The following is a 14,189-nucleotide window of genomic DNA, read 5'->3' as shown; positions in this document are numbered from 1 at the left end:
TTTCATGGTGCTTTTCTGCCATGTTGTGGCTAGACGCGAAAGGGCAGGAGAGCTATGTGGAACGGATATTTATGTGATGCTAGCCTTATTGTTGGAGCTTTCTCCCCGATGTCCATACACGACTGTTCGGATGATGTAACACGGTCTGCGCCCCGCACGGTCGTGATGAAATTTGGCGGGACGTCCGTCAAGGATCTGGAGCGCATCCGCATCGTGGCTGAGAAGGTCCGGAAGGAGAGAGCCAGAGGACAGCGCATTGCGGTTGTCGTCTCTGCCATGTCGGGCGTGACCAACCAGATGGTGGATTATTGCCGCTCGCTGGATGCACAGGCTGATCCGGCGGAATATGACGCTGTTGTGGCGTCTGGCGAGCAGGTGACGAGCGGTCTGCTTGCCATTGCTTTGGGGGCGCTGGGTGTGCCGGCCCGTTCTTTCCAGGGGTGGCAGATTCCCTTGCTGACGGATGAAGCCCATGGCTGCGCCGCCATCGAGGATGTAGATGGGCGTGCCCTGCGGGAATGCATGGATGAAGGTATCGTGCCCGTGATCGCCGGGTTCCAGGGGGTGGATGCCAGAGGCCGTATTGCAACACTGGGCCGTGGTGGCTCCGATACGTCCGCCGTTGCGCTGGCGGCTGCCATCAGGGCGGACCAGTGTGACATCTATACGGATGTGGATGGCATTTACACGACCGACCCAAGGATTGTTAAGCAGGCCCGCCGTCTCGAGCGGATCACTTATGAGGAAATGCTGGAGCTGGCATCCGTAGGTGCCAAGGTTCTCCAGACCCGCAGCGTGGGGCTGGCCATGCGGGAAAAGGTGCATGTGCGTGTCCTGTCCTCTTTTGTGGAGACGGATGACAGCAGCGGAACCATTGTAGTGGATGAGGACGAAAGCGTGGAAAAGAAGCTGGTGACCGGTATTGCGTATTCCATGGATGATGCGAAGATCACCATCCGACAGGTACCTGACGAGCCGGGCATTGCGGCAAGAATCTTCGAACCTCTTTCCGCTGCAGGGCTGAATGTGGACATGATCGTCCAGAGCATCGGTGCGGATCGCAGCACGAACATGACTTTCACGGTCAGCAAGGGGGATGAGAGCCGGGCCTGCCAGATTTTGGAGGCAATGCGTGCCGAGATCGGTTTTGGCGGGTTGAGCACATCCCAGAATGTCGTGAAGATCAGCGTGGTCGGCGTGGGGATGCGGTCCAATACGGGCGTGGCCACCACCATGTTCCGGACACTCGCTGAGAAAGGGATCAACATTCAGGTCATTTCCACCAGCGAGATCAAGATTTCCGTTCTGATCGATGCAGAATATATGGAGCTGGCCATGCGGGCGCTGCACACCGCCTATGGGCTTGATGCCTCCGAGGGAGCACAGGCATGAGCGGGGAAGCAAACGCACGCGAGACGCTGGACCAGCTCTGGAAACCGGGATGTGATTTCCTGGGCAGTCGGTATGCCATTCTGGGCGGGGCCATGTCCTGGGTCAGTGAACGGAATCTGGTATCGGCCATTTCCAACGCAGGCGGCTTTGGTGTGATTGCCTGCGGTGCGATGGAGCCAGAGCGGCTTGAGGAAGAGATCGTTGCCACGCAGGCGCTGACAGACAAGCCTTTTGGCGTCAATCTCATCACCATGCATCCGAAGCTGGATGCGCTGGTGGATGTCTGTCTGGCCCACAAGGTGACCCACGTCGTGCTGGCTGGTGGTGTTCCGACCGGTGCGACCATCCGCCGGGTGCGGGATGGCGGCGCCAGGGTCATGGGGTTTGCTCCGGCGCTGGCTCTGGGCAAGCGGCTCGTGAAGCTGGGGATTGAGGCTCTGGTCATTGAGGGATCCGAGGCGGGCGGTCATGTCGGCCCGGTTTCCCTGAATGTTCTGGCGCAGGAAATCCTGCCCAACATCACGGAAGTGCCCGTTTTCGTTGCGGGTGGCCTTGGCCGTGGTGATGCCGTCCTGTCCTATCTGGAGCAGGGGGCAGCCGGTGGCCAGTTCGGGACAGTGTTTGCAGCCTCCCGGGAAAGCATCGCCCATGAGCGTTTCAAGGAGGCCTTCCGTCGGGGTAATGCCCGTGATGCCGTGATGTCCGTGCAGCTGGATGAGCGCTTTCCTGTCATTCCCGTGCGTGGCTTGGCCAATGCAGCTACGCGCCATTTCATGACCCATCAGGCGGATGTGATCGAGCGTTTCCGCAAAGGAGAGATCGAGCGGGAAGCTGCCCAGCTGGAAATCGAACATTTCTGGGCTGGGGCTCTGCGCCGGGCCGTCATTGAAGGTGACGTGGAAAACGGATCCATGATGGCCGGGCAGTCTGTCGGCATGGTCAAGGAGATCCGCCCGGTAGCGGATATCATCACCACGCTGGTGGATCAGGCTGTAGAAGCCCTCCAGAAGCGTGAGAAGCGCCTCCATGCGGCGGTTGCACGGTAACGGCAGGATACTGGACAGACAGCGCTGTGTTCGGACTGGAGCTCTGGTCAGATGAGGAAGAGGGGTGACGTGATGGACGATAAAGCAGGGCAGAATATGGCCGGTCAGTCATCGGCCACTCTGGGAGCTCGCCTGATGGCCCGACGCAAGGAGTTGGGCTGGAGGCTTGAGGATGTCGAGGCTTACCTGAAGGTAAGGCTCGCAACACTTCAGGCCATTGAAGGCGGGCGTTATGCCGAGCTGCCAGACAAGGTCTATGCCCTTGGTTTCATCAAGAGCTATGCCCGTCTCCTGGGGATGGAGAGCGAGGAGTTCATGCAGCAGGCCAGGCAGGAGCTGTCGTCTCTTGCGCCGCCACGTCAGAGCGTCCATCTGGTTCTTCCCGGCCCCCAGGAAGGACGTTCAGCCGGTCTCTGGGTGTTGTTGGCTGTTGGTCTGGTGGTGATCGCCGGGGGATATGCCGGGTGGTATCACTTCTCTTCCCATGGGCAGCTGGCTTCGTCCGTTCTGCCGTCCCATCTGGCAGAGACTGGTGAAACGCCAGCGGCTGCGGTACCGCCTGTTGCCACACAGCCGACTGTTCCGTCTCCAGCAGCCGGGCAGTCTGCCACGGCGCAGCCCACAGCACCGGTTCTGTCTTCTGGTGCCCAAGGGGCGGCCACGGGGGCAGGGGATACTCCGAAAGATACGCCTGATCTGCCGCCAGCGCCGGAGGCTGTTTCTCCTGCTGCTACGGCCATGCCTTCTACTGTTGATGCAGCGGGTAATGAGGTGCCCCGCAATGAGGGTGATCACCAGGCCGGTTCGTCTTCTGGTGACAGTGTGACGGGGAATGCCCCGTCTGCCATGGAGACATCGAAGGCCCAGTCCCCGCAGCCGACGCCAGCGCAGCAGGCTCCTGCTCCGAGTCAGGAAGCAGCTGACAGAGTTGCAATACTGGCCCGGGAAGACAGCTGGGTGCAGGTTACGGATGCCTCTGGCAAGGTTCTGCTGGTTCGTGTGCTGAAGAAGGGAGAGAGCTGGCAGGGGACTGCTGGTGAAACCTATCGTGTGACGAGCGGCAATGCCGGGGGTGTTGTTTTTCAGGCGGGGAATGTTGTAAGCGCTCCCCTAGGGCTGCGTGGCAGGGTTGTCCGTAACGTGACGGTCGATGCAGCATCTGTGGAGCAGGGCCATTATGGTTACGGTTCCCTGGCCACCGGGGCCGGTGAGGTGCCGGGACCGGCGGACAAGCGCAGCCAATAAAATTCTGTGACCGTCCATGAGGCGGTCACGTTTATCATGGGTCAGTCCAGTCAGGACCCGGAGAGGTTATTGATGAGCAGTTTACGTCCCTATCAGCATATTGAACGCCGTAAATCACGGAAGATCTATGTTGGTAATGTTGCCGTTGGTGGCGATGCACCTGTTTCGGTGCAGACCATGACCAACACGCTGACAACGGATATCGAAGGAACGATTGCTCAGATCCGCAAGGCCGAAATGGCCGGTGTGGATATCGTCCGTGTATCCTGTCCCGATGAGGCCAGCACGAAGGCCCTGAAAACCATTGTGGAAGAAGTCAATGCGCCGATCGTGGCGGACATTCACTTCCATTACAAACGGGCTATCGAGGCAGCGGCGGCCGGTGCGGCCTGCCTGCGCATCAATCCGGGTAACATTGGCAGTGCCGATCGTGTGCGTGAGGTCGTCAAGGCAGCGCGTGATCATGGCTGCTCCATCCGTATTGGCGTCAATGCTGGGTCTCTGGAGCGGCATCTGCTGGAGAAATATGGCGAGCCGAAGCCGGAAGCACTGGTGGAAAGTGCGCTGGAACATGCGAAGATTCTGGAAGATCATGACTTCCATGAATTCAAGATAAGCGTGAAGGCTTCTGACGTTTTCATGGCCGTGGCGGCCTACAAGCAGCTGGCAGAATGCTGTGACCATCCGCTGCATATCGGCATTACGGAGGCTGGCTCCAAGCGGGCGGGGACGGTGAAGTCTGCCCTCGGGCTGGGCAATCTGCTCTGGGCTGGTGTAGGTGACACGATGCGCGTTTCCCTCTCTGCTCCTCCAGAAGAAGAGGTGCTGGTGGGCTGGGACATTCTCAAATCGCTCGGCCTGCGTCACCGTGGTGTGAAGATCATTTCCTGTCCGTCCTGTGCCCGTCAGGGTTTCAATGTGGTGGATACGGTCCAGACGCTGGAGGACCGTCTTCAGCACATCAAGACACCGCTGACACTTTCCATCATCGGTTGTGTGGTTAACGGGCCTGGTGAGGCGCTGATGACGGACATCGGTGTGACAGGTGGCGGGTCTGGTCGGCACATGGTCTATGCAGCGGGCAAGCAGGACCATACCATGCCGGCTGAGAACATGATCGACCATATCGTGGAGCTGGTGGAAGCCCGTGTGGCTGCCATTGAGGCCGGAACGGCCGAGAAGGCAGCGCACTGATGGCACGGTTTCAGCCGCCACGGGGGACGAGGGATCTGCTGGGCGAGGAGATGCGTCGCCACCAGCATGTTGTTGGTACGGGCAGGACGGTCTTCCGCCGTTATGGTTTCAGCCAGTGGGCCACCCCCATTTTTGAGGACACCCATGTTTTTGCCCGCTCTCTGGGGGAAAGCTCGGATGTTGTTTCCAAGGAAATGTATACGTTCGAGGATCGGGGAGGGGAGAGTCTGACCCTGCGTCCGGAGGGAACGGCGGGTGTGGCTCGTGCGCTGGTTTCCAATGCGCTGACACAGGCCCTGCCACAGAAGATTTTCTATACGGGCCCAATGTTCCGCTATGAACGGCCGCAGAAAGGGCGCTTCCGTCAGTTCCATCAGATCGGTGCGGAGCTGATCGGTGCGGAAAGTGCCTTCCGTGATGCCGAGATCATCGCCATGGCCCGGGACTTTCTGGTCTCGCTTGGTCTGGCGGATGATCTGCGTCTGGAGCTGAACACGCTGGGTGACAAGGCCAGCCGCATGGCATGGCGGGAGGCTCTGGTGGCCTATTTCCGCCAGCATGAGGATCGCCTTTCCGAGGACAGCCGGTCACGGCTTGAAATCAACCCGCTGCGGATTCTGGACAGCAAGGCAGAGCAGGACAGGGCCCTTCTGGCCGATGCACCAGCTTTTGATGACTATCTCAATGAGGAATCCCGTACATTCTGGGAGGAGCTGAAGGCTGGTCTGGAGGCTTTCGGCGTCTCTTTCGTGGAGAATCCCCGAATTGTTCGTGGGCTGGATTACTACAGCCATACCGTATTCGAGTTTGTTACGGACAAGCTTGGTGCGCAGGGGACCGTTCTGGCCGGTGGCCGGTATGAGGGGCTGGTTGAAGAAATGGGCGGCCCTGCCGTGCCCTGCATCGGCTGGGCCGCTGGTGTTGAACGTCTCGCCGCTCTGATTGATGCTCCGGCTGAGGAGGTCAGTGATGTGGCCATCCTGCCGATGGGGGAAGCTGCCCTGCTCAAGGCCGCTTCCATTTCCCGGGCGTTGCGGGATGGTGGTCTGGCTGTCTCGATCGAGACACGGGGCAACATGAAGAAACGCATGGACCGTGTTGTGCAGTCCGGGGCGACACATGCGCTCTTCCTGGGGGATGATGATCTGGCACGGGATGTCGTGCAGCTGCGTCATCTGGCATCACGGGAACAGGAAGAAGTGCCCGTGACGGACATCCTTGTTATCCTGGAGCGTGCCCGAGCCTCATGAGTGCGGCTATGGAGCATAAGCTGGAGCAGATCATTGCCCGCTTTGAGGAAATGCAGGCAATGATGGCCTCCGGTGAGGCCAGTGGAGACGAGTTTGCCCGTCTTTCCCGGGACTATGCTGCCATGGAAAAACCTGTGGCAGCCATCCGGGCGTGGCAGGCTGCTCAGAAGCGTCAGAAAGAGGCGCAGGCTCTGGTGCAGGACCCGGAGATGAAGGAGCTTGCCCAGCTTGAGCTGGAAGAGGTCGAGGCCGTGATGCCCGCTCTGGAGCAGGCCATGCAGCTGGCGCTTCTGCCTCGGGATGATGCTGATGAACGGAGCGCCATTCTGGAGGTCCGCCCCGCTGCCGGTGGGGATGAAGCAGCGCTGTTTGCGGCAGAACTCTTCGAGGCCTATCGTCGGTTTGCCGAGAGCAATGGCTGGCGTTTCGAGGTCATGTCCCTGACGGAAAGTGAGCTTTCTGGCATCCGGGAAGGCATGGCCACCATTACAGGGCGAGGCGTGTTTGCCCGTTTCAAATATGAGTCCGGCGTGCATCGTGTCCAGCGTGTCCCGGCGACAGAAAGCCAGGGACGCATCCATACATCTACCGTTACCGTTGCTGTGCTGCCGGAAGCGGAAGAGGTTGATGTGCAGGTAAATGAAGAAGACCTGCGGATTGATGTGTTCCGGGCCTCCGGTGCAGGGGGACAGCATGTGAACAAGACGGAGAGTGCTGTCCGTATCACGCATCTGCCGACAGGTGTTGTCGTGGCCATGCAGGAAGAAAAAAGTCAGCACCGCAACAAGGCCAAGGCCATGCAGATTCTGCGGGCCCGCCTGTATGAGGCGGAACGGCAGAAGGCGCATGACAGCAGGGCAGCCGACCGTAGATCCCAGGTTGGTACAGGAGACCGGTCTGAACGGATAAGAACCTACAACTTCCCCCAGGGGCGGGTGACAGATCACCGCATCAATCTTACTCTGTACAAGATTGATCAGGTCATGGGTGGCGAGTTTGACGAGATTGTCAGCGCCCTGACCCACCATGAGCAGATGGCCCTGCTGGCGGCGGAAATCGGCAGTTCCTGACAAGTCCCCTGGGCAGGGTGATCAGCTGTTGGAGGAGAGGCAGCGGGAGGAGTTGCCGTTGTGGTGATCGGTAGCAGCCGGATCGTTTTCATCCATCAGGAAGAAATCTCGGAAATTTTCGCTACCCACGGCTTCGAAATAATGGCCGTCCGGATTATGGAGGACACCATCTCCGCTCACGTCCCGTGTTTCGGCCTTGCCATCATGCATGACGGTAACGGTGCCGCAAAGAGTATAGGGAATATCAACACGGCCCAGAGGCAGAGGGATCACGGCACTATCATCAGCATGGGCGAGGTCAAGGTGGAATATCGCTGCCAGATGACCATTGAGATAGAGGCGTGTCGACTCTGACACCTCATCGGGCGCACGTCCGTCATGAACGGTGAAACTGCCCCCCGTTGGTCCATCCGGCATGGGCCCGACAGTTTCACCCTTTGCGGCTGGCAGCATCAGGATGCCGAGGCAGAGTGAAACAGGCAGGGAGCGCAGGAAACGGGCTATGGTCATCGTCTGGTTTTCCTGGATGATGGGAGGCAACAGGTCAGGGAATGAAATTCATGCGTAAAATAGACCTTTTGCAGCAGGCCGGGGAGAGGCTTTTTCAGGCCGGGATTGAAGAGGCAGCATTCGAGGCTCGCTTGCTGCTCTGCTGGGCCTGCGGGTGGACCCGGATGGAGCTGATGCAGCATGACGGGATTCCGGCCGAGGGTGTGGACCGCTTCCAGCGTGCCATTCAGCGCCGCAGCCAGCGGGAGCCGGTTGCCTTCATTACCGGGGAGCAGGGCTTCTGGACACTGGATTTTCACGTCTCACCGGAGACATTGATCCCCCGGGGCGATAGTGAGACCCTGCTGGAAGCGCTGCTGGACCATAAGCCGGATCGTCAGTCTGTCAGATCCATTCTGGACCTTGGAACGGGCACAGGCTGCCTGCTTCTGTCTGCTCTGAGTGAATATCCACGAGCCTGGGGGTTGGGTGTGGATATTGCTCCCGCCGCCGCCGCCCTTGCCCGACGGAATGCAGGCCGCAATGGCCTGTCGGACCGGGTGGCTTTTATGGCGGGAGACTGGGCTGCTGCGGTGGGAGGGCGTTTTGATGTCGTGTTGTCCAATCCTCCCTATATTGAACATGCGGACATGGCCCATCTGATGCCTGATGTTGCGGCATATGAACCGCATCGGGCTCTGGATGGGGGAGATGATGGCTTGGTGGCCTATCGCATCCTGTGCCGGAGCCTGCCACATCTGCTTATGCCGAACGGGTGTGCCGTGCTGGAGCTGGGGATGGGACAGGCAGATGCTGTCACAGAACTGGCCGAGGCGGAAGGACTTGCGGTGCTGGAGTGCCGGAAGGACCTGGGAGGTGTGGAGCGTGCCCTGGTGCTTGCCTTTTCTTAGGAAAGCAGTTGGCTTATGGGCTGATGCCTGATAGATTGCCGCAGGAAGATACAGGGGATGGACAGCGTTACGGTGATGGCTGTCGGTCAGGCGGTAAAGTGTCGTTTCCTCTGGGAGTGATGTTTCTTCGGACAATATGGGAAGAAACGGCAGATTGGCTGCTGAAGGCGCCATTGTGACAAGATTGCAGGTTTGAAAATATGAAGCGAATGAGGAACCGTCATCATCGTTCAGGCGGCGGTGGAGGAGCATCCCGTGGCAATAATGGTCAGATTCCTCTGAACCGGAACCATGTTTTTGAGAGCAACGGGCCTGATCTGCGCATTCGTGGCACTGCCCAGCAGCTGTTCGAAAAATATCTTCAGCTGGGTCGTGATGCCACCGGTACCGGGGACCGGGTGCAGGCGGAAGCCTATTTCCAGCATGCCGAGCATTATTTCCGTATGCTCAATGCCATGAATCAGGCAGCTCAGGCGGCCCAGCAGGAGCGTGCCGAACGGCAGCGCAATTATGAGCAGACACGTCAGGAGCGCCGGGAACGTCAGGAGCATGAGGACGAGGCGGCAGCTCCGGCCCCGGCGAGTGAGCGTCGTCCGTCCGAGCGTCGTCGTCGTGCTGAAAAGCGTGATGAAGAGGCCGAGCAGGACAGCGAGGACTGAGGCCACTTTCCCGACCGTACGGCACCAAGAGAGGGCGGGTTGGCTCAGGTCAACCTGCTTTCTTTTTATGAGGCTGTCAGTGTTCTGAAATTATGGGGAAGATACCTGCCAGCACCAGATGCACGGCATCCGCAACGGCTCATTCAACAAATTTTCAGGGGATGGGAGAAGGGAAGATGGTAGCGGCGGACGGATTTGAACCGCCGACCAAGGGATTATGATTCCCCTGCTCTACCGCTGAGCTACGCCGCCATCATGTCCTTCAGGAGGCATCTGCCTTCCGATGAAGGTGCTTTTATGGCAGGCAGATGAGGAAGTCAACAGGGAGGTGGGCTATCATCATGTTTTTTTGTTCTTTTCTATTCACTTCCTGAGGCGAGGCTGTCATTTTTCGCTGACAGCCTGTTACACCTTCAGTCAGAGGGCTTTTCCTTTTGTCCCAGCATTTCACAAACATCCTCTTTGCGTTCAGCAATGCGCTTTCCTGGTTGCCACCTGCGATCGTATCGATCCTGATGCTCGTGATCGTTGGTCTGACAGCGTTTTATGCCGGACATGGGGCGAGTGCGCTGATCCTGCGTATTCCTGGTACACGCAGCGGGGCGATGATCCGCAACACCGTCAGCGTGTTGCGTCGGCCCATGCAGGTCATGGTTACATTGCTGGTCCTTCTGGCAGCGCTGCCAGCGGCCACGGGCTTTTCATATGAGGAGGAGCAGAATCTCAGGCTGTTCTTTTTCTTTCTGCTGATTCTGGTTTTCGGCTTTTCTCTCATCAGCATGTTCCGCCTGATGTCAGAGGCATATCTGAATCGTCTGGCACGGTTGGATTATGCGGATGACATCATGGCCCGTGCTCATCAGACACAGATCAAGGTGCTGCGGCGGCTTGGAGAGATTCTCATTGGCCTTGTGACGGTTGCTTCGGCCCTGATGCTTTTTCCGTCTGTCAAACAGTATGGTGTGTCCCTTTTTGCTTCTGCCGGAGCGGCCTCGCTGATTGTCGGTCTCTCGGCGCGGGGACTTCTGACGAACCTGATAGCGGGGGTGCAGATCGCCATCACCCAGCCCATCCGGATGGAGGATCTGGTCGTCATCAATGGTGACTGGTGTTGGGTGGAGGAAATCACGGCAACGTATGTCGTGCTGCGTGTCTGGGACTGGCGACGCCATATCGTGCCCATTTCCTATTTTCTTGAAAATCGCTTTGAAAATTGGACGCACAACTCGGCCGCCATAACCGGCGTCGTGTTTCTCTGGCTTGATTATGATGCCCCAATGGATGAAATCCGGGATATGCTGAGGGAGATCGTGCGAAGCTGCCCGCTCTGGGATGGCAAGGTGTTCGATGCCCAAGTGTCGGACTGCACAGATCAGGCCATGTCGGTCCGTATCATTGCCAGTGCCCGCAATGCCATGCAGAGCTGGGATCTGCGTTGTGACATTCGGGAAAAAGCCATTGCCCGCATCCGGGCGGAGTTCCCGCAGGCGTTGCCACGGCGGCGTGTTGCGTTCGTTTCGCCGGAAACAGGGGCAAAACTGGATGTGACAGACCCGGATACCCTTTTGTCTCCTCCAGTACATCGCCCGCCACCGGGCAGTTACATGGGGCCCGGTAGCAGGGCCGATGGGCGCAGATAGTGTGGCGAAGGAGGGTCCCCCATCAGTCTCGGGCAAGTCAGGACTGATGGGGGCGGTATTATTCTGCTGAGGCTGACGGATTGGCCATGCGGGAGTTGTGATACCCGTAGAAGCGATAGGTCAGCGCACCGATCAGGAAGTAGGTGACCAGCAGAATGACGGGAACAGGATTGCCGCCCAGCAGGGCGTGGATCATGTTGAAGATCAGTGGCAGGATCATGATCAGGCAGAAAATGATCCCCAGAACAGGCGTAAGGCCAATCCAGAATCCCCGGATACGGATTCCTCCCAGTGGCACGCTGAAGGGGCGCCGGGTATCGGCAGCATAATTGCGCTGCCAGATGACCGTAAAGCAGACCATGGCGAAGGCCAGTGCTGTCCCGAGGGAAACGAGATCGCTGATGATGTCGATGGGCAGGGTGGCTGTCATCAGGGCAATGATGGTCCCCATGATGAATGTCCCACGGGCTGGTGTGCGGTAGCGCTTGTGGATCCTGCTAAAGACGGACGGGATGAGCCCGTCCCGCCCGGTGGTCAGCAGGATGCGGGACTGACCATACATCAGGCCCAGCAGGACGGAGGAAAGGCCGATGGTGGCGCCGCCATTCACCAGCAGGGCCAGCCACGGTTTGCCCATGGCCTGTGTGGCAACGGCCAGGGGGTCAGCCACATTCAGCTTGCTGTAGGGCACGATTCCCAGCAGTACGGCTGCTACGGCAACATAGATCAGCGTGCAGATCAGCAGGCTGCCAATGATGCCGATGGGAATGTCACGTGTTGGATTGCGGGCCTCTGATGAAGCAGTGGAAACGGCTTCGAACCCTCCATAGGCAAAGAATATGATGGAGGCTGCCCGGAAGATGCCAGCCACACCAAAGTGGAAATGGGCCTGGGCCGGTGGAATGAAGGGGAACCAGTTGGCCGGGGTGATGTAACTGACACCGATGATGAGGAAGAGGAACAGGACACCAATTTTCAGGGCGACAACGAGAGAGTTGAAGCGGGCGGATTCTTCAACACCACGTGCCAGCAGGGCGGTTACCAGCAACACGGAGATGAAGCCGATCAGGTCCAGCCGGAATCCGGCTGTCAGCGCTGTTCCTTCGGAGCCGGGCACCGGCTGAAGGCTTGTCTGTGTCAGCCAGACTGGCAGATGGATGTTGAAAATGCCCAGCAGGGAGTTCATGTAGCCCGAAAGACCAGCCGCTACAGCGGTGCAGGATATGCCGTATTCAAGCAGCATCAGCCAGCTGACATTCCATGCTGCCCGTTCTCCCATGGAGATGTAGGCATAGGAGTAGGAGGAGCCGGATACCGGGAAGGTGGAAGAGAGCTCCCCATAACAGAAAGCCGTGAAGAGACAGGCTGCCGCCGCTACAAGGAAGGAGAGCAGCACGGCAGGTCCGGCATATTCAGCCGCCGCCGTACCCGTCATGACATAGACGCCCGCCCCAACGGTCGTTCCGACCCCCATGAGCAGAAGCTGCGTGGCTGTCAGACTTCTTTTGAGCGTGACGGAATCATTTTCTGCCGTGATCTGGCTCATGGTCTTGCGCCGTGGATCACGACGCCTGGCGGAGGAGGAGGAACGTTTACGCATAAAGAGGGTGGATCATCCAGAAATAGACAGCGGACTTGATGGATGGGCAGGTTGCCCCTGCGGCCATCCTCGCCTCGTAATCGGAAATGGAAACCATGCAGCAGCCTGCGCCCTTCAGGATGGAGGCTGCTTCATGGTCGAGTTATGCCGTCCATAGAACAGATAGGTCGCAAAACCCAGCCCTGTATAGAGGATGAAGAAGGCCAGCGGGATGATGTTACCCTGCAGGGTGACGTGCAGTATGTTCAGCCCCAGGGGGACAATCATGCAGAGGCAGAAGAAAATGCCCAGCATGGGCGTGATGCCCAGCCAGACCCCCCGGATGCGGATTCCTCCGAGTGGCACCTGGAAGGGCCGGTGTGTCTCCGGTGCCCTGTTGCGTTGCCAGATGACAGTGAAGCAGACGATGCTGAAGGCCAGTGTGGTGCCAATGCAGAGCAGATCCCCCAGCAGTGCGATGGGCATGGTGGCGCTCATCAGCCCCAGGATGAGGCCCAGCAGCAGCGTGGCCAGCCATGGTGTCCTGAAGCGTGGATGCACGACGCTGAAGATGCCCGGTAGAAGTCCGTCATGGCTGATGGCGTGGACCATGCGGGAAATTGCATAAAGCAGACCGATAAGAACGGAGAACAGCCCGACCGTGGCCCCTGCATTGATGAGAAAGGCCATCCACGGCTGATTCATGAGGCCCGTTGCGATGGCCAGAGGGTCTGGCACATCCAGCATCTGATAGGGCGCAATGCCCAGCAGTACGGCCGCCACGGTGACATAAACCAACGTACAGATGATGAGACTGCCGATGATGCCTATGGGCACATCCCTGGTGGGGTTGCGGGCTTCTGCCGCTGCGGTGGAGACGGTTTCGAAACCACCATAGGCAAAGAAGATGATCGAGGCAGCCCGGAAGATGCCAGCCACGCCGAAATGGAAATTCCCTTCCGAAGGCGGGATGAATGGGTGCCAGTAGGCAGGATGGAGATAGAACAGGCCCACCCCGACAAACAGTGCCAGCACGCCGATCTTGATGCTGACGAAGGCCGTGTTGAACCGTGCTGCGACCTCAATCCCACGGGTCAGGACCAGGCTGATGAACAGCATGACAACCAGGCCGATCAGGTTGAAGCTGGGATGAAAGGCCAGCAGGCCGGTACTTGAATGAGGGATGGACTGAAAGGTTGTCTGGGAAATGACAGCCGGAAGATGGATGCCGAACCCACTGAGCAGGGATGTCAGGTAGCCCGAAAAGCCGGCCGCCACGGCGGTACCGGCAATGCCATATTCCAGTATGAGCAGCCAGCCGGTCACCCATGCCATTTTCTCGCCCATGGAGAGATAGGCATAAGCATAGGCTGACCCGGAGACAGGGAAGGTGGAGGCCAGCTCCCCATAACAGAGTGCCGTGAACAGGCACGCCGCAGCGGCAATCAGGAAAGAGAGAAGGACGGAAGGCCCGGCATACTCTGCTGCCGCCGTCCCCGTGATGACGTACACGCCCGCTCCAATGGCGGTCCCCACGCCCATGAGCAGGAGCTGCGTGGCGCCAAGGCTGCGCTTGAAGTTATGCTGTTCACCAGCGGACTGTATCTGGGAGAGGGTCTTGCGGCGCGCCTTGTTCATGGCGTGGTCAGCTGGGGCATGAGTGTCACGATTCCTGCATAACGGGGCTGGAACGGTATGATACCGGAATGTTTTT

Annotated in this window: 12 protein-coding genes and 1 tRNA gene; 9 read left to right on the top strand and 4 right to left on the bottom strand. The window is 58.8% G+C overall.

Annotated elements, in window-relative coordinates; translation table 11 throughout:
* Positions 1-108: 108 nt before the first annotated feature.
* The 6 genes from ASO19_RS05670 to prfA all read left to right on the top strand — a co-directional run bounded on the left by ASO19_RS05670 (position 109) and on the right by prfA (position 7,197).
* Positions 109-1,392, top strand: coding sequence for an aspartate kinase (locus tag ASO19_RS05670; RefSeq protein WP_043559949.1), 1,284 nt, complete (start codon positions 109-111; stop codon positions 1,390-1,392).
* Positions 1,389-2,438, top strand: a complete 1,050-nt coding sequence (locus ASO19_RS05665) for an NAD(P)H-dependent flavin oxidoreductase (protein WP_043559951.1) — start codon at positions 1,389-1,391, stop codon at positions 2,436-2,438. Before ASO19_RS05670 ends, ASO19_RS05665 begins: the two co-directional genes overlap by 4 nt.
* Before the next feature lie 72 nt (positions 2,439-2,510).
* Positions 2,511-3,683, top strand: a complete 1,173-nt coding sequence (locus ASO19_RS05660; RefSeq protein ID WP_043559953.1) for a helix-turn-helix domain-containing protein — start codon at positions 2,511-2,513, stop codon at positions 3,681-3,683.
* A gap of 72 nt (positions 3,684-3,755) precedes the next feature.
* Positions 3,756-4,877 (top strand): flavodoxin-dependent (E)-4-hydroxy-3-methylbut-2-enyl-diphosphate synthase, encoded by a 1,122-nt coding sequence (gene ispG / locus ASO19_RS05655; RefSeq protein ID WP_043559955.1) that lies wholly within the window; start codon positions 3,756-3,758, stop codon positions 4,875-4,877.
* Complete coding sequence (gene hisS, locus ASO19_RS05650) at positions 4,877-6,127, top strand: histidine--tRNA ligase (RefSeq protein WP_043559956.1); 1,251 nt, start codon at positions 4,877-4,879, stop codon at positions 6,125-6,127. The genes ispG and hisS overlap by 1 nt, the downstream gene beginning before the upstream one ends.
* Positions 6,124-7,197 (top strand): peptide chain release factor 1, encoded by a 1,074-nt coding sequence (prfA, locus tag ASO19_RS05645; RefSeq protein WP_043559958.1) that lies wholly within the window; start codon positions 6,124-6,126, stop codon positions 7,195-7,197. Before hisS ends, prfA begins: the two co-directional genes overlap by 4 nt.
* 21 nt (positions 7,198-7,218) lie before the next feature.
* Here the strand turns inward: prfA and ASO19_RS05640 are convergent, their stop codons facing one another.
* A complete protein-coding gene (locus ASO19_RS05640) occupies positions 7,219-7,707 on the bottom strand; it encodes a hypothetical protein (RefSeq protein ID WP_081563212.1) in 489 nt (162 codons plus the stop codon).
* A gap of 50 nt (positions 7,708-7,757) precedes the next feature.
* On the opposite strand from ASO19_RS05640, the gene prmC reads away from it, so the two are divergent.
* Together prmC and ASO19_RS05630 are read left to right on the top strand one after the other, a co-directional pair.
* Positions 7,758-8,597 (top strand): peptide chain release factor N(5)-glutamine methyltransferase, encoded by an 840-nt coding sequence (gene prmC / locus ASO19_RS05635; protein WP_052349186.1) that lies wholly within the window; start codon positions 7,758-7,760, stop codon positions 8,595-8,597.
* Positions 8,598-8,797: 200 nt separating this feature from the next.
* A complete protein-coding gene (locus tag ASO19_RS05630) occupies positions 8,798-9,256 on the top strand; it encodes a DUF4167 domain-containing protein (RefSeq protein ID WP_043559964.1) in 459 nt (152 codons plus the stop codon).
* A gap of 177 nt (positions 9,257-9,433) precedes the next feature.
* On the opposite strand, the gene ASO19_RS05625 is transcribed toward ASO19_RS05630, so the two are convergent.
* Positions 9,434-9,508, bottom strand: a tRNA-Met gene (locus ASO19_RS05625).
* 182 nt (positions 9,509-9,690) lie between these two features.
* Between ASO19_RS05625 and ASO19_RS05620 the strand changes: the two genes are divergently transcribed.
* Positions 9,691-10,896 carry a mechanosensitive ion channel family protein gene (locus tag ASO19_RS05620; protein ID WP_103765575.1) on the top strand — a complete coding sequence of 402 codons (1,206 nt, stop codon included), beginning with the start codon at positions 9,691-9,693 and terminating at the stop codon, positions 10,894-10,896.
* A 58-nt stretch (positions 10,897-10,954) separates the two neighbouring features.
* Here ASO19_RS05620 and ASO19_RS05615 read toward each other — a convergent pair whose 3' ends face one another.
* Together ASO19_RS05615 and ASO19_RS05610 are read right to left on the bottom strand one after the other, a co-directional pair.
* Positions 10,955-12,496: an APC family permease gene (locus ASO19_RS05615; RefSeq protein WP_081563209.1), complete on the bottom strand. Its 1,542-nt coding sequence runs from the start codon at positions 12,494-12,496 to the stop codon at positions 10,955-10,957.
* Positions 12,497-12,610: 114 nt separating this feature from the next.
* Positions 12,611-14,113, bottom strand: coding sequence for an APC family permease (locus ASO19_RS05610; RefSeq protein ID WP_086431440.1), 1,503 nt, complete (start codon positions 14,111-14,113; stop codon positions 12,611-12,613).
* Positions 14,114-14,189 lie beyond the last annotated feature (76 nt).

Source organism: Parasaccharibacter apium (genome assembly GCF_002917995.1).
GTDB lineage: Bacteria > Pseudomonadota > Alphaproteobacteria > Acetobacterales > Acetobacteraceae > Bombella > Bombella apis.
This window is presented reverse-complemented; position numbering and strand designations above follow the sequence as displayed.

Bases quoted from the DNA above. Each gene is read 5' to 3' on its own strand.
- ASO19_RS05670 (WP_043559949.1), top strand. From the start codon at position 109: ATGTCCATACACGACTGTTCGGATGATGTAACACGGTCTGCGCCCCGC.
- ASO19_RS05665 (WP_043559951.1), top strand. From the start codon at position 1,389: ATGAGCGGGGAAGCAAACGCACGCGAGACGCTGGACCAGCTCTGGAAA.
- ASO19_RS05660 (WP_043559953.1), top strand. From the start codon at position 2,511: ATGGACGATAAAGCAGGGCAGAATATGGCCGGTCAGTCATCGGCCACT.
- ispG (WP_043559955.1), top strand. From the start codon at position 3,756: ATGAGCAGTTTACGTCCCTATCAGCATATTGAACGCCGTAAATCACGG.
- hisS (WP_043559956.1), top strand. From the start codon at position 4,877: ATGGCACGGTTTCAGCCGCCACGGGGGACGAGGGATCTGCTGGGCGAG.
- prfA (WP_043559958.1), top strand. From the start codon at position 6,124: ATGAGTGCGGCTATGGAGCATAAGCTGGAGCAGATCATTGCCCGCTTT.
- ASO19_RS05640 (WP_081563212.1), bottom strand. From the start codon at position 7,707: ATGACCATAGCCCGTTTCCTGCGCTCCCTGCCTGTTTCACTCTGCCTC.
- prmC (WP_052349186.1), top strand. From the start codon at position 7,758: ATGCGTAAAATAGACCTTTTGCAGCAGGCCGGGGAGAGGCTTTTTCAG.
- ASO19_RS05630 (WP_043559964.1), top strand. From the start codon at position 8,798: ATGAAGCGAATGAGGAACCGTCATCATCGTTCAGGCGGCGGTGGAGGA.
- ASO19_RS05615 (WP_081563209.1), bottom strand. From the start codon at position 12,496: ATGCGTAAACGTTCCTCCTCCTCCGCCAGGCGTCGTGATCCACGGCGC.
- ASO19_RS05610 (WP_086431440.1), bottom strand. From the start codon at position 14,113: ATGAACAAGGCGCGCCGCAAGACCCTCTCCCAGATACAGTCCGCTGGT.